We start from the raw sequence: 22,374 nt of genomic DNA, 5'->3' as shown, positions 1-22,374 counted from the left end.
TTAACGTGCGGGCGGTACGGTATCGCTGCCCAGCACGCCGTGCAGCGCAACCCAGCCATCATGCTCGGCCCATACGCCCAGCTTGATGAATGGTGCATAGGCGGCCGCCACTTCTTCCGCCTGGCGCGCCAGCACGCCGGACAGGATCAGTGCGCCGCCATCCGCCACGCGGCCCGACAGCATCGGCGCCATCAGTTTCAATGGGCTGGACAGGATGTTGGCCACCACGATATCGAAACGCGCGTTGGCGTGCGCCGACTGTGCGAAGGCATCCGGCAGGAAGTATTCGATGTCGGCAACCTGGTTGCGTTCCGCGTTGTCGCGCGCCGAATCAATCGCTTGCGGATCGATGTCGACGCCAGTGACCACGCCGGCGCCCAGCTTCTTCGCCACCATGGCCAGGATGCCGGAACCGCAACCGTAATCCAGCACGGCCTTGCCCGGTGCAGGGTGGGCTTCCAGCCATTCCATGCACAGGCGCGTGGTCGGATGGCTGCCGGTGCCAAACGCCAGGCCCGGATCCAGTTCCAGGATCAGTGCGTTTTGATCGGGGGCTTCGTGCCAGCTCGGCACCACCCAGATGTTCTTGCCGATGTGGATAGGGTCGAACTGCGATTGCGTCAGGCGCACCCAGTCCTGCTCCTCCACGCCGCGCAGCGTGTACTTCGGCACGTCGGCCAGGCCGATGCCTTCGGCGGCATCGGCAACGATGGCGGCCTGGTCGGCGTCTTCCGCCGTCAGCGCCACCACGCGCGAGTGATCCCACGCGGCTTCTTCCGGTTCCATGCCCGGTTCGCCGAACAGCGGCTTTTCGTCCGCCGTCCCTTCATCGGCATCTTCCACCGAGACGGACAGGGCGCCCGCTTCCATCAGCGCGTCGGACAGCGCCTCGGCGTGGTCGCGCGCGACCTCGATGACGATTTCCACGTAGTTCATTTAATTCCCAGCCTTCGGCATTGCTGCCAGTTTTTGTTCCAGATAGTGGATGTTGGTGCCGCCTTCGATGAAGCGCGCATCGACCATCAGTTCGCGGTGCAGCGGGATGTTGGTCTGGATACCTTCGACCACCATTTCCGACAGCGCGATCTGCATGCGGCGGATTGCCTGCTCGCGCGTGGCGCCATAGGCAATCACCTTGCCGATCATCGAATCGTAGTGCGGCGGTACATAGTAGCCCGCATACGAGTGCGAGTCCACACGGATGCCGGGGCCGCCCGGCGTATGCCAGCTGGTGATGCGGCCTGGCGACGGCGTGAACTTGAACGGGTCTTCCGCATTGATACGGCACTCGACGGCGTGGCCGGCCAGCATCACGTCGCGCTGGCGGAAACGCAGCTTCTCGCCGGCGGCGATGCGGATCTGTTCCTGCACGATATCGATGCCGGTGATCATTTCCGTGACCGGGTGTTCCACCTGCACGCGGGTATTCATTTCAATGAAATAGAACTCGCCGTTTTCGTACAGGAATTCAAACGTGCCCGCGCCACGGTAGCCGATCTTGCGGCAAGCTTCCGCGCAGCGGTCGCCGATTTTCTCGATCAGCTTGCGCGGGATGCCTGGCGCCGGCGCTTCTTCAATGACTTTCTGGTGGCGGCGCTGCATCGAGCAGTCGCGCTCGCCCAGCCATACGGCGTTTTTGTGCTCGTCGGCCAGGATCTGGATTTCGATGTGGCGCGGATTCTCCAGGTATTTCTCCATGTAGACTTCCGGGTTGCCAAACGCCGCGCCGGCTTCCGCCTTGGTCATCTGCACCGCGTTGATCAGCGCCGCTTCCGTGTGCACCACGCGCATGCCGCGGCCACCGCCGCCGCCAGCCGCCTTGATGATGACCGGATAGCCGATCTTGCGGGCAATTTGCACGATCGCTTTGGGATCTTCCGGCAACGCGCCTTCCGAACCGGGCACGCATGGGACGCCGGCCTTGATCATCGCTTGTTTGGCCGACACTTTGTCGCCCATGATGCGGATCGATTCGGCGCGGGGACCGATGAAGACGAAACCGGATTTTTCCACGCGTTCCGCGAAGTTCGCGTTTTCAGCCAGGAAGCCGTAGCCCGGGTGGATGGCTTCCGCGTCCGTCACTTCGGCCGCGCTGATGATGGCCGGCATATTCAGGTAGCTCTGCGGGGATGGCGCCGGGCCGATGCAGACCGATTCATCGGCCAGCTTCACGTATTTGGCGTCTTTGTCCGCTTCGGAGTGGACCACCACCGTCTTGATGCCCATTTCACGGCACGCGCGCTGAATACGGAGCGCGATTTCACCGCGATTGGCAATGAGGATTTTTTCAAACATGGCAGGTTCTGTGTTTGTGGGGAGCGGCAGCTCCAGATGTAGGGGACGTGCGCAACGGTCTGGACGGGCCGCGGCACAGGCAGGGCTGCGCGCGGCCGGTCCGGCCGTGTTAGCCGATCACAAACAGGGGTTGGCCGTATTCGACCGGCTGGCCGTTTTCAACCAGGATTTGCGTGATGGTGCCGGTCTTGTCGGCATCGATTTCATTGAGCAGCTTCATTGCTTCGATGATGCACAGGGTGTCGCCTTCCTTGACGGCCTGGCCCACTTCGACGAAGGCCGGCGCGCCTGGCGACGACGAACGGTAGAACGTGCCGACCATAGGCGATTTCACCACGTGGCCGGTAGGCTCGGCAGCGGCGGCGACAGCCGGTGCTGCCGCTGCCGTCGCGGCGGCTGGCGCCGCGGCCGGGGCAGCGAATTGTGGCGCCATGCCTTGCGACGGCATCATGACGACCTGGTTTTGCGGCATGGCGGAGGACTTGACGATGCGTACCTTGCTCTCGCCTTCGGTCACTTCGAGTTCTGCGATATCCGATTCAGCGACCAAGTCGATCAATGTCTTGAGCTTGCGTAGATCCATCTGAGACTCCCTGGAATGTTCTGATTTGATTATGGGGTGGGCAGCGCCGCCTTATGGGTGCACCGCGAATAAATTGCGAGCGGATCGCGTAGATTAGCGTAGGTTAACGTTTTTTAAGTGCAAAGTCGATGGCCAGACGATATCCGTCCACTCCTAGGCCGCAAATCGTTCCTTGCGCGATCGCACTGAGAAAAGAATGGTGGCGAAATTCTTCGCGCTGATAAATATTCGAGATGTGGATTTCAACAAATGGTATCGCCACGCCGGCCAGCGCATCGCGCAATGCCACGCTGGTATGGGTCAGGCCGCCCGGGTTGATGACGATCATATCCACGCCCTCCGTACGGGCAGCATGGATGCGGTCGATCAACGCACCTTCATGATTGCTTTGAAAGCAAGAAAGCTGGGCTCCCGCTGCTGCGGCTTGCGCCTGAGCGGCCTGTTCCACGTCCGCCAGGGTGCTTGCACCATACACGCCCGGTTCGCGCGTGCCCAGCAAATTCAGGTTGGGGCCATTCATCAGCAGGATGTTTTTTGCCATGCGCTTGAACACCGTTTTCCACAAAAGTTCCGCATTTTGCCGTCAACAGCGACCCTTGGCAAGTAAAAACATCTTGCCTAAGTTCTCACATCCTTGCAAGATCTGCACGCAACTCGCCGAACTTCAACCGGCCGAGGTAAGTCTTCACAACCTTGCCGTCGGCGCCCAGGAGTACCGTATAGGGCAGGCCACCCTGGGTATTGCCGAACTTGCGGGACAGTTCCGTACCGCTCAGTCCGGCAACGTAAACGGGGTAGTCGATCCTGGTTTTTTCCGCGAACGCGGCAATGTTGGACGGGCTGTCGATACCGATACCAATCACTTGCACGTTCTTGCTACGGATTTCGCCTTGCAACGCTGATAATTCAGGCATTTCCTCGACGCAGGGGCCACACCACGGGGCCCAGAAGTTCACGATCAGCGCCTTGCCTTTCCATTGCGCCAGCGCTTGCTGAACGCCTTGCGCATCTTTTAATTGTTGCTGGAACAATTCATCGACGGGCGTGCCCGCAGCAGTGTTATGGGCGGCGGCAGGCAGTGCTGGCGACGGGGATTTCTGGGCGCCAAACCACACGCCGGCGGCGGCAAAAGCGAGCGCTACCGCGCCGATCACTATTTGATTCTTTTTTAACATTATATGGTTGGATGAGTATTTGGTATTAATAAGGCGCGTACGCCGGCGATGTCGGTACGCATCAAACGGCCATCGCCACGGGTCCTGGCGGCGCCCCGCAAATCGTCGATTTCGTACAGTTCGGCGTGCACGCCTTCTTTATTCCACAAGAAACTGACCCGTTCGACGGTGCCGAAACGGGGTCCTTTGAAGTGGGGCGCTTCGGAAATATCGATGTTCAGGTTCCGGTTCAAGAGAAAAATTTCCACTTCCTTGGCGCTGTCGGCAAACAATTGCAAATGGATGTCGTCATGCGGCCCGGCGCTGCCGTTGAGCACGGAACCGCACAGGAAAGGGTTGAAACGCTCCAGCATTTCCATCACTTGCAGCGCCGCGCTGCGCAGGCGGAACAGTAGGGCGGCGTGGGTGTCGGCATTGAACAGCGCGTGGTACTGCCGCACTTCCTCTTTAATTTGTTGATTGTCTGGCAATACATCGGACGGGCCGTCGCTGTCGCCCAGCACCTGCCGTGCCGCCTTGCGCCGGGCCGTACCGTAGTCGGCGCCGTCCTGCGCCACCAGGCGGGCAGCCGTCACCGCGATTTCCGCGCGCAGCTGTTGGACTTCATCTAATGGAGTAGGCATCATGACCGTGATCATACTCTGAACCGATAGGACCCATGGGTCGGGTAAAATCGCATACTTGTTTTGCTTTTCGTTCTGCGCACCCTCAACATGCATATTCATATATTAGGTATTTGCGGCACCTTTATGGGCGGGCTGGCCGTGCTGGCCAAAGAAGCGGGCCACCGCGTCACGGGCTGCGATGCCAATGTCTATCCGCCGATGAGCACCCAGCTGGAAGCGCAGGGCATCGAGCTGATCCAGGGGTTCGGGCCGGAACAGGTGGCGTTGAATCCTGATTTGTATGTAATTGGCAACGTGGTATCGCGCGGCAATCCATTGATTGAAGAAATCATGAACCGCAGCTTGCCGTATGTGTCCGGCCCGCAATGGATGGGCGAGCACATCCTGCGCAACAAGTGGGTGCTGGCCGTGGCGGGCACGCACGGCAAGACCACCACGTCGGCCATGCTGGCGTGGATCCTGGACGATGCCGGCTATGCGCCGGGCTTCCTGATCGGCGGCGTGCCAATGAATTTCGGCATTTCCGCGCGCCTGACGGGCCAAGGCGCGGACTCGGAATTCTTCGTCATCGAAGCGGACGAATATGACACGGCGTTCTTCGACAAGCGCAGCAAGTTCGTGCACTACCACGCGAAAACCGCGATCCTGAATAACCTCGAATACGATCACGCCGATATCTTTCCCGACCTGGGCGCGATTGAAACGCAATTCCACCACCTGGTGCGCACCGTGCCAGGCATCGGCCGCGTGATCGTCAATGCCGACGAAGCGGCGCTGCAGCGAGTCATCCAGCGTGGCTGCTGGAGCGAGCGCGAAGCGTTTGGCGCGGCGGAGGGCGCCGACTGGGCGCTGACGGAATATGACGACGGCAGCTTCGATGTGCTGTTCAAGGGAGACAAGTGCGGCACGGTGCGCTGGGAACTGACCGGCAAGCACAACCGTTCAAACGCGCTGGCGGCCATCGCGGCCGCGCGCCACGTGGGCGTGCCGATCGCGCAGGCGGCGGAATCGCTGGGGCGTTTCGTCAGCGTCAAGCGGCGCATGGAAGTGCGCGGCGTGGTCAAGGGCGTGACAGTGTACGACGATTTTGCGCACCACCCGACGGCCATCGCGACCACCGTGGGTGGCTTGCGCCAGAAGTTGCGCGCCCAGGGCAAGGCCGAGCGCATCCTGGCCGTGCTGGAACCCCGGTCCAATACCATGAAGCTGGGCGCCATGAAGGATGCGTTGCCGGGCAGCCTGGCGGAGGCCGACCTCGTGTTCGGGTTCGGCAGTGAAAAAGCGCTGGGCTGGAGCCTGGGCCAGGCGCTGGCGACGATGGGCGATGTGGCCAGCGCCTATGAAGATCTCGATGCGATGGTCCAGGCCATCGTCAAGCAGGCGCGGCCTGGCGACCATATTGTCGTCATGAGCAATGGCGGCTTTGGCGGCGTGCACGGCAAGCTGCTGGAGGCGCTGGCGCAATGATCCTGTATTTGCATGGCTTCCGCTCGTCGCCGTCGTCGATGAAGGCGCGGCTGGTGGGGGAACGCATGGCAGCCCTCGGCCGCGCCGATGACTACCTGTGCCCGCAGTTGCCGGCATCGCCCGCGCTGGCGATGGAACTGGCGCTGTCGCTGATCGACGGCGTGCCCGCGGAGCAACTGGCGGTGATCGGTTCGTCGCTGGGCGGCTATTACGCGACGTGGCTGGCCGAGCGCCTGGGCTGCCGCGCCGTGCTGCTCAATCCCGCCATCGTGCCACGGCTGGACCTGGCGCCCTACGTGGGCGTGACCACGCAATATCACTCGGACGAACCGTTTGAATTCAAGCACGCTTATATAGAAGAGTTGCGTGCGCTGGAAGTGCCGCGCATTACGCGGCCGGAACGCTACTTCCTGGTGGCCGCCACCGGCGATGAAGTGCTGGATTACCGCGACATGGTGGCGCACTATGCGGGCGCGCGGCAGCACGTGATTGCCGGCAGCGACCATGCGATCAGTGAGTTTGCCGACTATGTGGACGACGTGCTGCGCTTTTGCCGCGTGGATGGTGCACAGTGAAGGGCCGCTCGTTGCGGATGGCGCACTGGCGCGCCCACGTCAATACCGTCAATGCGCCGGTGGCGCTGCGGCACTGGCTGACGGGCGGCGGTTCGCTGACCGCCAAGCTGAAAGCGCACAGCACGGCATTCCGCGTGCAAAAGCTGCATCAGGACCCGGCGTTGTGCCTGGCCGATGAAGCGCAGGCGATCGGCCTGCACCGTTCCAGCCGCGTGGTGGAAAGGGAAGTCTTGCTGCGCTGTGACGGTGTGCCCGTCGTATTTGGCCACACGGTGGTGCCCACCACGGCCACGGCCAGCGACTGGCCCGCGTTCAGCGCGCTGGGTGAAAAGTCCTTGGGCTCGACCTTGTTTGGCGACCCGCAAGTGCACCGGGGCGTACTGGAATTTGCGCGCTTGCGCGCCACGCATCCGCTGGCTATGCGGGCTTGCGCGGCTGCGGGCATCGTATTGGGCGAAGGCGAGATGCTGTATGCGCGCCGCTGTTTATACCGCCGCCACCATGGCGTGTTGCTGGTGACGGAAGTGTTTTTGCCGCAAGTGCTGGACCTGGTGCCGGGCGGCGTCAAAATCGAATTGAAGAAAGCTGCATAAAACATAATGAACGTATTTTTCGAAGAATCCGGCGACTTCAAAGTCGGCAATGTCCTGTCCCAGGCTGGTGAGGCATACCAGGTGGAGATGGCCAGCGGCAAGCGCACCAAGGTCAAGGCCAAGGACATCCTGCTGCAATATGAAAAGCCGGCTCCGGCCGAGTTGATGGAGCAGGCCAAAGCCACTGCGGCCGACGTCGACCTGGAATTCCTGTGGGAAGTGGCCGGCGAAGAGGAGTTCGGTTTTGTCGAGCTGGGCGCCGAATACTTCGGCCACGCGCCGTTGCCGGCCGAAGCGGCCGGACTGATCCTGGCGCTGCACAACGCGCCGATTTATTTCTACAAGAAGGGCCGTGGCCGCTACAAGAAAGCGCCGGAGCAATCGCTGCGCGCCGCACTGGCCGGCATCGAGAAAAAGAAACAGCAAGCCGTGATCCAGGCGCAGTACGTGGACGAGCTGAAGGCAGGCAAACTGCCGCCATCGATGCAAAACATCGTGCAGCAATTGCTGTACAAGCCGGACAAGAACACGATTGAATTCAAGGCGCTCGATGCGGCGTGCAGCGAACTGCACCAGAGTCCGCAGCGCTTGATGCTGGCGGTCGGCGGTGTGGCTTCGCCGAAAGACCTGCACATGAACAAGTTCCTGTTCGAGAATTTCCCGAAAGGCGCCGGCTTCCCTGACGTGGCGGTGCCGTCCGCGCCGGCCAATCTGCCGCTGGCGGACGTGCAGGCATTCTCGATCGACGACGTCACCACCACCGAGATCGACGATGCGTTTTCCGTCGTGCACCTGGACGTTGGCAAGGTGCGCGTAGGTATCCACATTGCCGCGCCGGGCCTGGGCATCCGCCCGGACGACGCGATCGACAAGATCGCGCGCGCCCGCATGTCGACCGTGTACATGCCGGGCGATAAGATCACGATGCTGCCGGATGCGGTGGTGGAAGCGTTCACTTTGGCGGAAGGCAAGACCTGCCCGGCGCTGTCGCTGTATGCCACGCTGGATCCGGCGGACTGGTCCGTGCTGTCGACGACAACCCGCGCCGAACTGGTGCCGATCGCGAACAACCTGCGCCATAACGACCTCGACGACCTGGTCAATGAAGAAACCCTGGCCAGCGGCGCTGGCGAATATCCGCGCAAGGCGGAACTGGGCTTGCTGTGGCAATGGGCGCTGAACCTGGAAGCGGGCCGCATGAAAAAGCGCGAAGCGTTCGGCCTGAAACCGGAACAGAACAACCGCGTGGACTTCAACTTCTACGTGGAAAACGACGTGGTGACGATTGCCCGCCGCAAGCGCGGCGCGCCGCTGGACAAGATCGTGGCCGAGCTGATGATCTTTGCCAACAGCACGTGGGGCAAGTACATGCACGACCATGGCGTGCCGGGCATTTACCGCAGCCAGGGCCAGGGCGTGGGCGGCTGGGCCGCCAAGATGCAGGTGCGCATGCTGACGCAGGCGGCGCCGCACCAGGGCCTGGGCGTGGATCAGTATGCCTGGAGCACGTCGCCGCTGCGCCGCTATACGGACCTGGTGAACCAGTGGCAAATCCTGGCCGTGGCGGAAAAAGGCGTGGCCGCGCCATTCGTGGCGCCGTTCAAGCACAAGGATGCCAACCTGTTCGCGATCGTGTCGGCGTTCGATGCGGCCTATTCCGCGTACAACGATTTCCAGAGCACGATGGAACGCTACTGGTGCCTGCGCTGGCTGGGCCAGGAAAACGCCAAGCAGGTGGAAGCCGTGGTGTTGAAGGATGAAGTGCTGCGGTTGACGGACATTCCACTGGTGATCCGCTTGCCGGGCATGCCGCAGGCGCCCCGTGGCGCGCATGCCAAGCTCGACGTGTTGCGCTGGGACGAAATCGACCTCGAACTGGAAGCCCGTTTGCTGGAAGTGGTGGCCGCGCCCGCTGCCGAAGGCGAACTGGAGTTCGAGGAAGAGGAAGAGGCCGCCGGCGACGATACGGTGGCCGTGGAACCTGCCGATCCTGCCGCGCCTGCCGCTGTGCAGGAAGAAGTGGCCGAGCAGGGCGAAACGCCGGCACAGTCCTGACGGCGCGGGCTTTATCGTAGAATCCACATTCTTTCAAGTCAGTTCGTGACGGTTCCCGCGTGATGTCTTTCCAACAAAACCGCTTGCTGTACCTGGCCACCGGCATTTCGCTGGTGGTGCACGGCTTGTTGCTGGCGGTGCATTTCGTGTCGCCGAAAAACTTCAAGGTGGAACCGGCCGATCCGGGACTGGAAGTCATCCTCGTCAACGCCAAGCATGCCAACGCGCCGCTGAAGGCCGATGCGCTGGCGCAGGCGAACCTGGAGGGCGGCGGCAATGCGGATGCGGGACGGTCCAAGTCGCCATTGCCGGACATGCGCAAGAACGAGATGGGCGACAGCGTGAAAGCCACGCGGCGCCGTATCGCGGAACTGGAAGAAGTGCAGAAAAACCTGCTGACGCAGGTACACAAGTCGCCGTTCACGGCCGCGCCCATCACGGAGCGGGACCGTCCCGATCCGCTGCCGGCGGGCGCCGACCTGCTCGACAGTAGCAAGGCCATTGCGCGGCGCGCGGCGGAAATCACGCAAGTCATCGAAGACCAGAACAAGCGTCCCAAGAAAACCTTCATCACGCCGTCCACGCGCGAAGTGGGCTATGCCAGCTATTACAAGACGATGCAAAAGCGCATCGAGGAAATGGGGACGCTGAATTTCCCATCCAAAAATGGCCGCAAGCTGTATGGCGAACTGGTGGTGTACATCCCCGTGTTCCAGGACGGCAGCATTTATGAAAAAGACGGCGGCGTCCGTATCGAAAAAAGTTCCGGCAACGATGCGCTCGATGCGGCGGCCATGGCCATCGTGCGCCGCGCGGCGCCGTTCGGCAAATTCCCGCCGAACATGCTGTCGAGCGAACGGGACGACCTGTGGGTGATCATCACCCGCTTCAAATTCACGAGGGATGACAAAATGGAAACAAACTTGAGTGGTGCGGCGCAGTGATGGACAAGTATTGTGTATTCGGGAATCCCATTGCCCACAGCAAGTCGCCGGAAATCCACGCCGCTTATGCCGCCCAGACCGGCCAGCAACTGACCTACGACAAGCGGTTGGCCCCGCTGGACGGGTTTGCCGATGCGGTACACGCGTTTATCGCGGAAGGCGGCAAGGGCGCCAATGTCACGGTGCCGTTCAAACTGGAAGCCCATAAACTGGCCGGTGCGCTGACCATGCGCGCGCAGGCGGCCGGCGCCGTCAATACCTTGCTGTTCACGGAACAGGGCATTGTCGGCGACAACACGGATGGCGCCGGCCTCGTCAACGACATCGTCGTCAATGCGGGCGTGCCGGTGACGGGCAAGCGCGTCCTGTTGCTGGGCGCCGGCGGCGCGGCGCGCGGCGTTGTGCTGCCGCTGCTGGAATACCATCCAGCGGCGCTGACGATCGCCAACCGCACGGTGGCCACGGCGCAGGCGCTGGTGGCGCAGTTTGCCGCGCTGTCCTCGGGCGCGGCATTGTCGGCCTGCGGTTTTGCGGAGGTTGAAGGTACGTACGACATCGTCATCAACGCCACGTCGGCCAGCCTGTCGTCGGACTTGCCGCCCGTGCCGGCCACCGTATTCGGTCCCGGGACGCTGGCGCTGGACATGATGTACGGTAAAGAGCCGACGGTATTCATGCAGTTCGCGCAACAACACGGCGCGATCGTGCGGGATGGCCTCGGCATGCTGGTGGAACAGGCGGCCGAGGCATTTGCCGCGTGGCGTGGCGTGCGTCCGCAGACGGCGGATGTGCTGGCTCAACTGCGGGCGAAGCTGTAACCATGGGCAAGGGCGGTAGCACGGCAAAGAATGGCTGGAAGCGCTGGCTGAAGTGGCTGTTCATCATCCCGACCCTGCTGTTCCTGGGTGTGCAACTGTATTTCCTGTTGCAGATCTGGTGGTGGGTGGACCACAACCCGACCATGACGTCGTTCATGCGCGAACAACAGGCGGCGCTGAAGGAAAAGAACCCGAACGCGAATATCCGCCAGCAATGGGTGCCGTATAACCGCATCTCCGGCAATTTGAAGCGGGCCATCATTGCGTCGGAAGATGCGAACTTTTCCGAACATGAAGGCGTGGACTGGGACGCGCTGCAAAAAGCCTACGAAAAGAACACGAAAAAGAAGAAAGTCGTGTCCGGCGGATCCACCATCACGCAACAGCTGGCAAAAAACCTGTTCCTGTCGGGATCGCGCAGCTATCTGCGCAAAGGCCAGGAATTGATCATCACGTACATGCTGGAAGCGCTGATGGACAAGGAGCGCATTTTCGAGATTTACTTGAACGTGGTCGAATTCGGCAAAGGTATCTTCGGCGCGGAAGCCGCCGCGCGACATTACTATGGCGTCAGCGCCGCCAACTTGGGCGCCGCGCAGGCAGCCAAGCTGGCCGTGATGCTGCCGAATCCACGCTATTACGACAGCCATCGGGACAGCAGTTATTTGGGGCGGCGAACGGCAACAATTCTGAAACGGATGGGGTCGGCTGAGTTACCATAAAGGAATCTCACCTTCGGGAGCCATCGTATGTTGAAACGCCAGCGTGGCATCAGCCTGGTTGCCGTGGCTTTGATCATGGCGGGCCTGACCGCCATCGTGATGGCGGCCTTGTTTTCGATGAAGAAGGAACGCAACCTGTTCGCGGAAGGCGCGGACAAATTGCTGAAGAAAACCGGGGCGGACGCCGTGGTGCAAAAGGGAACGCAAGCCGTGCAGCCGGCCGCGGCCGCACTGCGCCGTTGCGTCATCGACGGCAAAACCGTGTTTTCGGACACGGAATGCGCGGCCAGTAATCCCACCACGAAAAAGGTGGTGGTACAGGAAACCCGCGGCATCGAAGCCCCCAAGGCGCCGAAGCCGGATCCGGCGGCCTCCGGTCCGCAAGCCATGCGCGACAAGATGATCGAAAAAGCCACCCAATAGGCGTACAACGGCGGTTAAACCGTTAAAAATAAGCACACAAGGGTGGCCGGGAAAAGGGCTTTCCGAGTACACTTGCGCTGTTTTATTTTCCCCACCGCTGGCTGCTGAGAGTGCCTATGATCAATGTCTTCGTCTTACAAAATGGCCGTCTCAACCAGGTTCCCATCGAGACGCGCGAAGATCTGGAAAAAGTCGAGCCGGTATGGGTGGATCTGACCGATCCCAACGACGACGAGCGTAACTGGGTCAAGGCCATTTACGGCGTGATTTTGCCGGGCGAAGACGAAGTCAAGGACATTGAAGCATCGGCCCGCTATTACGAAGCGGAAAACGGCGATTTGCATTTGCGCACCGACTTCTTGCTGGAAGAAGACGATGGACCGTCGCGCGTGGTGACGGTGGCGTTCATCCTCGCCAAAAAGATGCTGTTCTCCGTTCATACCGACGATTTACCGGTGTTCCGCCTGGTGCGCATGCGCGCCCGTTCGCGTCCCGGTTCGATTGCCGACTACATGGACGTGCTGCTGGACCTGTACGCCACGGACGCGGAATACTCGGCCGATGCGCTGGAAGGCATCTACAAGAACCTGGAAGAAGTGTCGTTCCGCGTGCTGCAAAAGGAATTCACCGACAAGGACGCGGCCGACGCGCTGAGCGCGATCGCGCACGAAGAAGACTTGAACGGCCGTATTCGCCGCAACATGATGGATACCCGCCGCGCCGTCAGTTTCCTGATGCGGGGCCGCCTGCTCAATTCCGAGCAATTCGAGGAAGCGCGGCAGATTTTGCGCGACATTGAATCGCTGGACGGCCACACGTCGTTCCTGTTCGATAAGATCAACTTCCTGATGGACGCCACCGTCGGCTTCATCAACATTAACCAGAATAAGATCATCAAGATCTTCTCCGTGGCCAGTGTCGCCTTCCTGCCGCCAACGCTGATCGCCAGCGTCTACGGCATGAACTTCGACAATATCCCGGAATTGCACTGGGCTGCTGGTTATCCCTGGTCTCTGGGCCTGATGGTGACCAGCGCGATTGCACCATTCCTGTACTTCCGCCACCGGGGCTGGCTGAAATAAGTTTTCCGAGGGTTTCTGTATATGCGCCGAACATTTCAGGTGACGCTAGCGGTGTTGCTTTGCACGATCGCCTCAGCTACTACTGCGGCGACTGAGGTCGCTGCGGCCGAGGGCAGCTACTTTGATAATTTCATGGACTGGCAAGAACTGCCGGCCAAGATGGTTGCGCCGCCAGCGCAGTATCTCGTCACTCGCTTGACTGAAATTGAGGCGATCAAGAAAGGCGAGTTTGAAACGGTAGCGGAAAACATTGCTAAAAAGCAAGCTTTTCTGGACGGTACGCTGATAGCGCCATCCAAAGGGGCCATCGCTATCAGAATCAACTTCCAGTTCGCCAACGTGGAAGTCCTTTATAGCGCCGATGAGCAAAAATACACTGTGGTCCAAAAGCCTGGTCAACCATGGTGCCTGGAAAAGTACCGGGAACCTGTTTTTTGCAACTTTATCATTGCAGACTATCAATCGAAATATGTCAAAGATCCACTGGGGCGGCCGGGACTCTATGAGCGAGGCACTGCCTTTGGCATTACTACAGCGTTCGACTCTGCCTTTGCAAGACGATATGTTCGTTTTGATAGTGGTGTGATAGACGTGATTCCCTATCCTATTGAGCAGGCTCGCGAGGTCAGCACCAAGGATATCCGGATCATGCTGATCGGGCGCATCGCACATCCGACAGTGAACGATGCGGGGGCACGCATGCAGACCCCATCCTTGAAAACTGCCGATGATATTTATATCCCACGTAAAGGCATTCCCTTCAATGTCGAAGGCATCTTGTACTATGTTCTAGGCTCGCCGAAAATTATTGCAAAGCGGGATTTCAGGAAATAGTTAAGTACATGGAACCAAGGCTTATGCCAAGAACTCCGCCCGGGTCATCAAACTGGACGGGGATGGAAGTCCAGCGACAGCGACTTGTGGAACGGCGTTTCCTGCCACTGGCGGAACAGGGCCAGCGCCCGTTCGTACAGGCTGGTGCGCACATCGATGCCGGACAAGTCGTAGGCCGGTTTGCCACGCGCCGCACAGGCCGCCTCGGCGGCCGCCATGAACGTTTCATTGTCGAAGTCGCCCGCCCATAACTGGGTTTGCAAGCCTTCGACAATGGCTTCCACTTGCGCGGCTTCGATATCGACCGTGGCCTGGTCATAGCTGTGCACTTGCCGCACCACATATTCCGCATCGGCGCCCCGCGCCACCTGGCTTAAAAAGCCGTGGCGCAATGGCAGAGCGGATTCCACCACGAAATGAATTAAGTCATGCGGCAAGATACCCTGGCGCGGCATTTGCGCCGCGCTGGTGCTGCCGTTATTGCGGACGAAACGAAGAAAGTCGTATTTATCGCTGCTGGAGCGTTTTTCTGCAATTAATAACATACGCATAGTGTATCCCGTCCAATACTGTTGAATTCTATCCAACATTCACACTTGCCGCTTTAATAAAACCTTCCGCATCGTCCAGTCCCAGGCAGATTTGCCGTGTGTGTTGCATGCGGCCAATTAAATCAGGCAGCAGGACGCCGGGTTGCAAATGGATGGCGATATTCAACTCTCCCATCTGTTTGTAGCGGCGCACACCCGGTTGCCGCCGCACGGTTTTCCGGATGGCTTCGATTGATTGAATTTGATGCCACGGAATCATGGCATCCGCCGACAGCACACCGCAGCGTATATACAGGTTGTCGCAATCGATGGAAACCGGACGGGCCAATGTGGCGCGGTATTCCGCTACCAGGTATCCCATCGTCCACACCGATAAGACACTGGCAATCCATGCCGCTTTGGGTGACCACGTAAAATGCAACAGCATATGCGCCAATGGCATTTCAAACAGAATGGCAAAGATAAAGCCCAGCTGATTCGATGCGTTGCCATTGTTTTTTGCGTAAGTAAAATGCTGGTCTCCCGTATAGCGGGTATGCCGGGGTTTGAATAGGGCATACAGCCAGATACGCGCTTCCCATAACGCCAGCCTGGCGGAAACGGATTCTCCTAAACGTTTTTCCACTGCCGCTTGCAATGCGCGGTCAATATTGCCGTCAAGTCGCATTAATTTCCAGACCGCGTATGCAATCCCACCCATGACAGCCAGTTCGACAGGAATCAGGACTGCCATGGCAGCGCTTTTCAACATTTCCAGCCACGGCCAGATCTGGCGCGACGATTCTGGAATAATGACACTACCCAATAAAATTCCGAGTCCAGTTAGTTGCGCCCAACGGATCAGCCATTTTTTTAGCGCGGGACGGAATAGCAGGTAATGCAGCAACGGTAGTGAAATGGAAAAATCAATCAACAGCATCCAGTCCGGCAAGGCGATCCGGCGAAATGCCATGGCATAGATCGCCGCCATCAGCACTACGCTGCCAATAAATCCCGTCTCGCGATTCCAATACCGTTGCATTGTTACCTCCATCGTTGATTTCCAAAATCATAACATGGACGCTGGCCGCACGTAAAAATGCCGGTAATTGGCTTGATCGCGCCAATATCTGGCATAAAAAGGGTGAAAACTGCCGTTTTTGAGTAATTTTTTGCTGATGGGAATCGGGAGGGCCGGTGGGCAGCTAATAAAAAAGCCGGGCAAAAACCCGGCTTTTAAAACGACCTGAAATGAATCAGCCCAGCGTGGCGAATACTTTGCGGGCCGCCGCGATGGTTGCGTCGATGACGGCGTCATCATGCTGGATCGATACAAAGCCGGCTTCAAATGCCGCTGGTGCGAAATACACGCCTTCCTCCAGCATGGCGTGGAAGAAGGTATTGAATTTCGCGCGGTCGCCCGCCATCATTTCAGCATAATTATTCGGTGGCGTTTCGCTGAAATACAGGCCGAACATGCCGCCTTCGGAATCCGCGCAGAAAGTCACGCCAGCTTCTTTTGCTGCCGCCGTTAAACCGGTTGCCAAGCGTTTGGCGGATGCCGCCAGCTTGTCATAGAAATCAGGTTCCTGGATCAGTTTTAATGTCGTCATGCCGGCGGCAACCGCCACTGGATTACCAGACAAGGTGCCGGCCTGATAAACGGCGCCCAGCGGCGCCATTTTCGCCATTAAATCGGCGCGGCCGCCAAATGCCGCCACGGGCAAACCGCCGCCAATCACTTTGCCCAGCGCCGTCAAATCCGCCTGAATGCCATACAATTCCTGCGCGCCTTTCAGGCCGACACGGAAACCGCACATCACTTCATCGAAAATCAATACCGCACCATGTTCCGTGCACAAACGGCGCAGCGCTTGCAGGAATTCCGGCGTGGCTTTAATTAAATTCATATTGCCGGCAACAGGTTCCACGATCACGCAGGCAATTTCACTGCCCATATTCGCAAAGGCTTCCTCGATTTGCGCAATATTGTTGTAATCGAGAACCAGCGTATGTTTGACGAAATCTTCCGGAACCCCAGCCGATGTCGGATTTCCGAAAGTCAATAAACCGCTGCCTGCCTTCACCAATAAGGAATCAGCATGGCCGTGATAGCAGCCTTCGAATTTCACGATTTTATCGCGGCCCGTCGCGCCGCGCGCCAGGCGCAATGCGCTCATCGTGGCTTCGGTACCGGAAGAAACCAGGCGCACTTGTTCAATCGATGGCACCAGACGGCAGATTTCTTCCGCCATATCGATTTCCGCTTCCGTTGGCGCGCCAAACGATAATCCGCGCGTCGCGGCTTCCTGCACGGCTTTCACCACATCCGGATGGGCGTGGCCGACAATGGCCGGGCCCCACGAGCCAATATAATCAATATAGCGCTTGCCATCGGCATCCCAGAAATAAGGACCTTCGGCGCGCGTAATAAAGCGCGGCGTGCCGCCTACCGAACGGAAGGCGCGCACAGGTGAATTGACGCCGCCCGGCGTGGTTTTCTGTGCGCGGGCAAACAGCGTATCGTTCCTGGATTCAGTCATAGTATGTCTCGTGTAAAAAATTATATGGCTTGCATGCGGTAAGTACGGTTCGGCACCAGTTTGCCCATGCCATAGCGCTGCGCATGCGCCAGCGCGCCGTGGGTGTACTCTTGCGCCAGCCCCACTGCTTGCGGCGTGTCGGCGCCCTGGGCCAGGAAAGCGGCAATCGCCGCCGACAGTGTGCCGCCCGCGCCGATGAACGGCCCGGGCAAATGGCGCCAGCCATCGTGGCGTACTAAGCCTTCCGCACTATATAAAGTATTGGCGCGTCCGCCGTCGCCTTCGCCGATGGTGCCGGTCACCAGCACGAATTCGCAACCGAGGCGTATCAGGTGGCGGGCGCCCGCCGCCACCGGGTCGGCTTCTTCCGCTTCATCCGGCAGTTCGCAGCCGGGCGGCACCGGTATGCGGGCCACGGGGCGGGGAGGGGCCGCAGGGCGGCGCTTGTCTTCCACTTCGTCCGCCACCTCGTCGTCAGCCTCATCGTCCGCGTCGCCGGCGTCCTCCCCATCTTCATCGCTCTCCGCATTGTCGTCACCCTCGCTCCAGGTTTCCGCCAGGCGCGCCAGTTCATCGCGCGACAGCACCAGCACGGACGCTTGCGGCACCAGCAACTGGCGCACAATGGTCAGCATTTCATCCGCATCGTCGCCGATATCGGGCAGGCGTGAACCGAAAGGATCGAGCACCAGCGCCGCATCGGGATAGTCGGACACGATTTCCGCGATGGCCGACGCGTGTTCCAAGTCGTGCAGCGCGCCGATCTTGAAGGCCGCCACGGCGGCGTCTTCCAGCAGGACGCGGGCCTGGTCCGCCACCCAGTCCGGGTCGACTTCCTGCATGTCTTCCACACTGGCGCTGTCGCCGATCAGCAACGCGGTGGTCACTGCCAGGCCGTTGCAGCCCAGCGCGGAAAACACGGCCAGGTCGGCCGTTACGCCGGTGGCGCCAACCGGGTCGGAGGCGCCGAATGTCAGGATAAGGGGAGAAGTTTGGTTTTGCACGGCGGGTAGATTAAGATACCTGATTCGGCATTTTACTTGATAGAAGGTGGGGTAACGTGAGTAGCAATGAATCGACGCAGGCATTCCAAACCTGGATGTGCCTGATTTGCGGCTGGATCTACGATGAAGAAGCCGGTTTGCCGGAAGAAGGCATCGCACCGGGAACGCGCTGGGCCGATGTGCCGATCAACTGGAGTTGCCCGGAGTGCGGCGCCCGCAAGGACGACTTTGAAATGGTGGCGATCTGACGCCATCGCGCGGCAATTGCCTCCACAGCAACACGGTCGTGCCAAATCGTAGCGCCCTATGCTATCGTGTCGATACGTATACCGGTGAGCGAATATGACAATGACGCCGCAAGCGACAGGTTTGAAGATCATGGTGATCGACGACAGTAGCACCATACGTCGGTCGGCCGAGATATTCCTGGGCCAGGCCGGCTACCAGGTGGTGTTGGCGGAAGATGGCTTTGATGCGCTGGCCAAGATCAATGACCATCACCCGGACCTGATCTTTTGCGACATCCTGATGCCACGCCTGGACGGTTATCAGACTTGCGCGCTGATTAAAAAGAGCGCCAGATTCCACACCACCCCGGTGCTGATGCTGTCTTCCAAGGACGGCTTGTTTGACCGCGCGCGGGGCGCCATGGTCGGCTCGGCCGCCTACCTGACCAAACCATTTACCAAGGACAGCCTGCTGGCCGCCGTGCGTGAACATACCGCCGGCCCGGCGCAAGCGGCTGACTGAATACAGCGAGGGGAACATGGCCATACAACGCATCCTCATAGTTGACGACTCCCCGACCGAGCGTTACTACCTGACCGATATCCTGGTCAAAAACGGATTTACCGTCACCACCGCCGAAAACGGTGAACAGGCGCTCGAGCGCATCAAGGCTGAAAAGCCGGAACTGATCCTGATGGATGTCGTGATGCCCGGCGCGAACGGCTTCCAGGTCACCCGTTCCATCGCCCGCGATCCCGATCTGCAGGACGTGCCGGTGATTATCTGTTCCAGCAAGAACCAGGAAACCGACCGCATCTGGGGTATACGGCAGGGCGCCAAGGATTACCTGGTCAAGCCGGTCGATGCCGCCGAATTGCTGGCCAAGATAGCCGCGCTCGGCGGCTGACCGATGAGCAGCGCGCACGGCGATCACCACTCCGTAGCGGACAGCGAGATGGCTGCTGTCCCGTCCACCACCATGCCCGCCGCTCCCCAGGGCGCGGACCGACGCAGCCGGCTGCGCCGCTACCAGGCGCAATTGCTGGAACGTATGCATGCTGCCCAGAGCGGCACGGTGGCCGCCGGCCGCCAGTTGGGCGTGCAACTGGGCGACGTGCGCTGCCTGCTCGATTTGACGCAAGTGTCGGAAATCGTCCCGCTGCAAGCGCTGACGCCGGTGCCGCTGACGCACGACTGGTACCTGGGCCTGGCCAATATCCGCGGCAACCTGACGGGTGTGGTCGACCTGGCGCGCTATTGCGGTGAAGCGCCGGTGGCGCCGACCGGCGATTGCCGTATCGTTACCTTTGCGCCGGCCCTGGGTTTGCAAGGCGCGTTGCTGGCGTCGCGCGTGCTGGGCTTGCGCAACGTGGAAACCATGCGGACGGATGCGATCGATCCAGCCTTGTCGCCATGGTGCGCACAGCAATACACGGACCCGGACGGGCAGCGCTGGACCCGGCTGGACCTGGCGCTGCTGGTGCACGAAGAACGTTTCCTGCAGATTGGCCGCTAGCTTGGCCATCGCCGGTTTCGCCCACACGGACTAAACGAGGATTCACGAGGACATATGGGATTGCTCACCAAGCTGTTGTCGCGTTCGCAGCAGGCCGAAGCGCCGGCGCCATTGACGGCGCCGGATTCCGAGTTTGCCAGTTATGCCCCATCCGCCGCACCTGCCGCCGCGCCGGAAGAGGGGGCGGCTGCCGCGCCCCTGCGCCTGCGCGATGCCTTGCGCCGCCAGGGCGCACGTCCCGCCGCCGATGCCGGTCCGGGTATCCGCCTGCCGCTGATCGGCGATTTGCCGGCGCAGCGCCAGTTGAACATCCTGTCCACCGTGCTGGCGCTGTGCATATTGCTGAGCGTGGCGGCGGTGGGTTTCAACATTCGCAGCAACAGCATCCGTTCCGCGCAAACGCAGATCGCCAGCGATGCGCTGATGCATTCGCAGCGCATTGGCAAGGCCGCGCCCAACGCGGTGCAGGGGAATGAAGAAGCGTTCCGCCAGCTCGATGAAAGCCGCAAGGAATTGAACCGCGACTTCAGCCTGATGCTGGAGGGCGGCGTTTTCCAGGGCGCCAGCATTCCGCCGCCCCACGCGAGCCTGAGCAAGGCGGTGACGGCGGCACGCGGCAAGTGGAAGGCGTCGGACCAGGCGGCCGGCGCCATCCTCGCGCTGAGCGCCGAGTTGCGCGGCATGGATAAAACCCTGAAACAGCTGGACCGCCTGTCGCCGCAATTGTTGTCGATGGTGGAGGATTTGCAGGCGCAGCGCCTGCAACGGGGCGCCGGGACCCGCGAAGTGGCGGCGCTGGGCAAACTGGCCATGCTGACGCAGCGGATGAGCCGCAGCGCCAGCGAATACATTACGGCCGGCGGCATTTCATCGGAAACCGCGTTCCAGTTGGGCCGCGACACCACGGTGTTCCGCACCACGCTGGACGCTTTCCTGCGCGGCAGCGAGCAATTGCCGGCCATCCGCGAAGGAGAGTTGCGCGAACGGGTCACCACCCTGAAAGGACAGTTCGAGGAATACCAGAAGCTGGTGGCGTCCATCCTCGACCGGCTCGACAAGTTCAGCACCGCCAAGACCGCCGAGCGCACCATTTTTGCCGGCAACGAGGAATTGCGCGGCCTGCTGGGTGGCTTGCTGTCCCAATACCGCGCCGAGCAGGATGCCCTGAACATGTCGTTCTGGCTGATGGTGGCGGGCGGCATGCTGACCCTGATCACCGCCGCGGCGATCGGCCGCGTGCTGCTGCAGGATTCGCAAAACCGCACGCGCAGTGCGGAACGCCGCCGCCAGGAAGCGGAAGCCATGCGCGTCCAGGCGCAGCAGAAGGAAGAAGAAGCGAAAGCCATGAATGACCAGAACCAGGCCGCGATCTTGCGCCTGATGAATGAATTGCAGGAAGTGGCGGACGGCGACCTGACGGTGCAGGCGACCGTGTCGGAAGACATCACGGGCGCGATCGCCGACTCGGTCAACTATACGGTGGAAGAGTTGCGCGGCCTGGTGGGCCGCGTGACCACCACGGCGGAACAAGTGCGGCTGGCGTCGGCGCAGGCGCACGGTACGTCCAGCGACTTGCTGCTGGCGTCGCAGCAGCAGTCGCGCGAAATCCAGGATGCCAGCGCCACGGTCGTGAAAATGGCCAATGAAATTACCGACGTGTCGCGTTCCGCGGCGGAATCGGCGGACGTGGCGCGCCAGTCGGTGGCGGCGGCCGAGCAAGGCGCCACGGCGGTGGAAAACGCCATCAAGGGCATGCATGAAATCCGCGAACAAATCCAGGAAACGTCCAAGCGCATCAAGCGCCTGGGCGAATCGTCGCAGGAAATCGGCGAGATCACGGAACTGATTTCCGACATTACCGAACAGACCAACGTGCTGGCGCTCAACGCGGCGATCCAGGCTGCCGCGGCGGGCGAGGCGGGACGGGGCTTTTCCGTGGTGGCGGAAGAAGTGCAGCGGCTGGCGGAACGGTCTGCCGAAGCGGCCAAGCAGATCGGCGCGCTGGTGCGCACGATTCAGACCGATACGCACGATGCGGTGGCGGCCATGGAAAAATCCACGCAGGGCGTGGTCGAAGGGGCGCGCCTGTCCGACGCGGCCGGCGCCGCGCTGGCCGATATCTCGAACGTGTCGAACCGGCTGGCGGAACTGATCCAGGGCATTTCGTACGCCACCGGCACCCAGGCCACGTCCGCCACCGGCGTGGCGCAAAATATCCGGCACATCCTGGCTGTCACGCAGCAAACGCAAAACGGCACCCAGCAGACCGCGCAATCGATTCACAAGCTGTCGGTGCTGGCGCAGGAACTGAAAAACTCGGTGTCGCGCTTCCGCATCACGGCATCCTGAATACATGGAACA

The 22,374-nt window shown here is 60.5% G+C and carries 25 protein-coding genes; 15 read left to right on the top strand and 10 right to left on the bottom strand.

The annotated features are described in order from the left end of the window. The 6 genes from prmA to GJ700_RS22860 all read right to left on the bottom strand — a co-directional run bounded on the left by prmA (nucleotide 1) and on the right by GJ700_RS22860 (nucleotide 4,679). Nucleotides 1-936 carry a 50S ribosomal protein L11 methyltransferase gene (gene prmA, locus GJ700_RS22885; RefSeq protein WP_154378245.1) on the bottom strand — a complete coding sequence of 312 codons (936 nt, stop codon included), beginning with the start codon at nucleotides 934-936 and terminating at the stop codon, nucleotides 1-3. Then, a complete protein-coding gene (gene accC, locus GJ700_RS22880) occupies nucleotides 937-2,295 on the bottom strand; it encodes an acetyl-CoA carboxylase biotin carboxylase subunit (protein WP_154378244.1) in 1,359 nt (452 codons plus the stop codon). It abuts the gene before it with no gap. Nucleotides 2,296-2,404: 109 nt separating this feature from the next. Then, nucleotides 2,405-2,878 (bottom strand): acetyl-CoA carboxylase biotin carboxyl carrier protein, encoded by a 474-nt coding sequence (gene accB, locus GJ700_RS22875; RefSeq protein ID WP_154378242.1) that lies wholly within the window; start codon nucleotides 2,876-2,878, stop codon nucleotides 2,405-2,407. Nucleotides 2,879-2,981: 103 nt separating this feature from the next. Next, nucleotides 2,982-3,419 (bottom strand): type II 3-dehydroquinate dehydratase, encoded by a 438-nt coding sequence (aroQ, locus tag GJ700_RS22870; protein ID WP_154378240.1) that lies wholly within the window; start codon nucleotides 3,417-3,419, stop codon nucleotides 2,982-2,984. Nucleotides 3,420-3,504: 85 nt separating this feature from the next. After that, the gene (locus GJ700_RS22865; RefSeq protein ID WP_371868081.1) at nucleotides 3,505-4,032 is read right to left on the bottom strand and encodes a TlpA family protein disulfide reductase; all 528 of its coding nucleotides are present in this window, start codon (nucleotides 4,030-4,032) and stop codon (nucleotides 3,505-3,507) included. 20 nt (nucleotides 4,033-4,052) lie between these two features. After that, nucleotides 4,053-4,679, bottom strand: a complete 627-nt coding sequence (locus GJ700_RS22860) for a hypothetical protein (protein WP_154378237.1) — start codon at nucleotides 4,677-4,679, stop codon at nucleotides 4,053-4,055. 87 nt (nucleotides 4,680-4,766) lie between these two features. Here GJ700_RS22860 and mpl point away from each other — a divergent pair, with 87 nt between their 5' ends. The 10 genes from mpl to GJ700_RS22810 all read left to right on the top strand — a co-directional run bounded on the left by mpl (nucleotide 4,767) and on the right by GJ700_RS22810 (nucleotide 14,192). Continuing rightward, nucleotides 4,767-6,146 (top strand): UDP-N-acetylmuramate:L-alanyl-gamma-D-glutamyl-meso-diaminopimelate ligase, encoded by a 1,380-nt coding sequence (gene mpl, locus GJ700_RS22855; protein ID WP_154378235.1) that lies wholly within the window; start codon nucleotides 4,767-4,769, stop codon nucleotides 6,144-6,146. Beyond that, on the top strand, nucleotides 6,143-6,721 hold the full coding sequence (locus tag GJ700_RS22850) for a YqiA/YcfP family alpha/beta fold hydrolase (protein ID WP_154378234.1): 579 nt from the start codon (nucleotides 6,143-6,145) through the stop codon (nucleotides 6,719-6,721). Before mpl ends, GJ700_RS22850 begins: the two co-directional genes overlap by 4 nt. After that, a complete protein-coding gene (locus GJ700_RS22845) occupies nucleotides 6,718-7,314 on the top strand; it encodes a chorismate--pyruvate lyase family protein (RefSeq protein WP_371868080.1) in 597 nt (198 codons plus the stop codon). Before GJ700_RS22850 ends, GJ700_RS22845 begins: the two co-directional genes overlap by 4 nt. A 6-nt stretch (nucleotides 7,315-7,320) precedes the next feature. After that, nucleotides 7,321-9,369: a ribonuclease catalytic domain-containing protein gene (locus GJ700_RS22840; RefSeq protein WP_154378232.1), complete on the top strand. Its 2,049-nt coding sequence runs from the start codon at nucleotides 7,321-7,323 to the stop codon at nucleotides 9,367-9,369. Nucleotides 9,370-9,431: 62 nt separating this feature from the next. Then, nucleotides 9,432-10,313: a TonB family protein gene (locus tag GJ700_RS22835; RefSeq protein WP_154378230.1), complete on the top strand. Its 882-nt coding sequence runs from the start codon at nucleotides 9,432-9,434 to the stop codon at nucleotides 10,311-10,313. Next, complete coding sequence (aroE, locus tag GJ700_RS22830) at nucleotides 10,313-11,131, top strand: shikimate dehydrogenase (protein ID WP_154378228.1); 819 nt, start codon at nucleotides 10,313-10,315, stop codon at nucleotides 11,129-11,131. The genes GJ700_RS22835 and aroE overlap by 1 nt, the downstream gene beginning before the upstream one ends. Nucleotides 11,132-11,133: 2 nt before the next feature. Then, nucleotides 11,134-11,853, top strand: coding sequence for a monofunctional biosynthetic peptidoglycan transglycosylase (mtgA, locus tag GJ700_RS22825; RefSeq protein WP_154378227.1), 720 nt, complete (start codon nucleotides 11,134-11,136; stop codon nucleotides 11,851-11,853). Nucleotides 11,854-11,880: 27 nt separating this feature from the next. Next, a complete protein-coding gene (locus GJ700_RS22820) occupies nucleotides 11,881-12,276 on the top strand; it encodes a DUF4124 domain-containing protein (RefSeq protein WP_154378225.1) in 396 nt (131 codons plus the stop codon). A 116-nt stretch (nucleotides 12,277-12,392) separates the two neighbouring features. Next, complete coding sequence (gene corA, locus GJ700_RS22815; RefSeq protein ID WP_154378223.1) at nucleotides 12,393-13,358, top strand: magnesium/cobalt transporter CorA; 966 nt, start codon at nucleotides 12,393-12,395, stop codon at nucleotides 13,356-13,358. A gap of 21 nt (nucleotides 13,359-13,379) precedes the next feature. Then, nucleotides 13,380-14,192, top strand: coding sequence for a hypothetical protein (locus tag GJ700_RS22810; protein ID WP_154378221.1), 813 nt, complete (start codon nucleotides 13,380-13,382; stop codon nucleotides 14,190-14,192). Nucleotides 14,193-14,239: 47 nt separating this feature from the next. On the opposite strand, the gene GJ700_RS22805 is transcribed toward GJ700_RS22810, so the two are convergent. The 4 genes from GJ700_RS22805 to thiD form a co-directional block, all read right to left on the bottom strand. Continuing rightward, nucleotides 14,240-14,743, bottom strand: a complete 504-nt coding sequence (locus tag GJ700_RS22805) for a hypothetical protein (protein ID WP_229507185.1) — start codon at nucleotides 14,741-14,743, stop codon at nucleotides 14,240-14,242. A gap of 28 nt (nucleotides 14,744-14,771) precedes the next feature. Further along, the gene (locus GJ700_RS22800; protein WP_154378220.1) at nucleotides 14,772-15,764 is read right to left on the bottom strand and encodes a hypothetical protein; all 993 of its coding nucleotides are present in this window, start codon (nucleotides 15,762-15,764) and stop codon (nucleotides 14,772-14,774) included. Between the two features lie 214 nt (nucleotides 15,765-15,978). Further along, complete coding sequence (hemL, locus tag GJ700_RS22795; RefSeq protein WP_154378218.1) at nucleotides 15,979-17,265, bottom strand: glutamate-1-semialdehyde 2,1-aminomutase; 1,287 nt, start codon at nucleotides 17,263-17,265, stop codon at nucleotides 15,979-15,981. Nucleotides 17,266-17,285: 20 nt separating this feature from the next. After that, a complete protein-coding gene (gene thiD / locus GJ700_RS22790; RefSeq protein WP_371868079.1) occupies nucleotides 17,286-18,269 on the bottom strand; it encodes a bifunctional hydroxymethylpyrimidine kinase/phosphomethylpyrimidine kinase in 984 nt (327 codons plus the stop codon). Nucleotides 18,270-18,364: 95 nt separating this feature from the next. Between thiD and GJ700_RS22785 the strand changes: the two genes are divergently transcribed. From GJ700_RS22785 to GJ700_RS22765, 5 genes are all read left to right on the top strand, one after another. Continuing rightward, nucleotides 18,365-18,517 (top strand): rubredoxin, encoded by a 153-nt coding sequence (locus GJ700_RS22785; protein ID WP_154378443.1) that lies wholly within the window; start codon nucleotides 18,365-18,367, stop codon nucleotides 18,515-18,517. A gap of 94 nt (nucleotides 18,518-18,611) precedes the next feature. Next, nucleotides 18,612-19,019 carry a response regulator gene (locus GJ700_RS22780; RefSeq protein WP_154378214.1) on the top strand — a complete coding sequence of 136 codons (408 nt, stop codon included), beginning with the start codon at nucleotides 18,612-18,614 and terminating at the stop codon, nucleotides 19,017-19,019. A gap of 16 nt (nucleotides 19,020-19,035) precedes the next feature. Further along, nucleotides 19,036-19,404: a response regulator gene (locus GJ700_RS22775; protein ID WP_154378212.1), complete on the top strand. Its 369-nt coding sequence runs from the start codon at nucleotides 19,036-19,038 to the stop codon at nucleotides 19,402-19,404. A 3-nt stretch (nucleotides 19,405-19,407) separates the two neighbouring features. Then, nucleotides 19,408-20,013, top strand: coding sequence for a chemotaxis protein CheW (locus GJ700_RS22770; RefSeq protein WP_229507184.1), 606 nt, complete (start codon nucleotides 19,408-19,410; stop codon nucleotides 20,011-20,013). Nucleotides 20,014-20,067: 54 nt separating this feature from the next. Next, complete coding sequence (locus GJ700_RS22765; RefSeq protein ID WP_154378210.1) at nucleotides 20,068-22,362, top strand: methyl-accepting chemotaxis protein; 2,295 nt, start codon at nucleotides 20,068-20,070, stop codon at nucleotides 22,360-22,362. Nucleotides 22,363-22,374 lie beyond the last annotated feature (12 nt).

This window comes from Pseudoduganella rivuli (assembly GCF_009674485.1).
In the GTDB taxonomy this organism is placed as follows: Bacteria; Pseudomonadota; Gammaproteobacteria; order Burkholderiales; family Burkholderiaceae_D; genus Rugamonas; species Rugamonas rivuli_B.
This window is presented reverse-complemented; position numbering and strand designations above follow the sequence as displayed.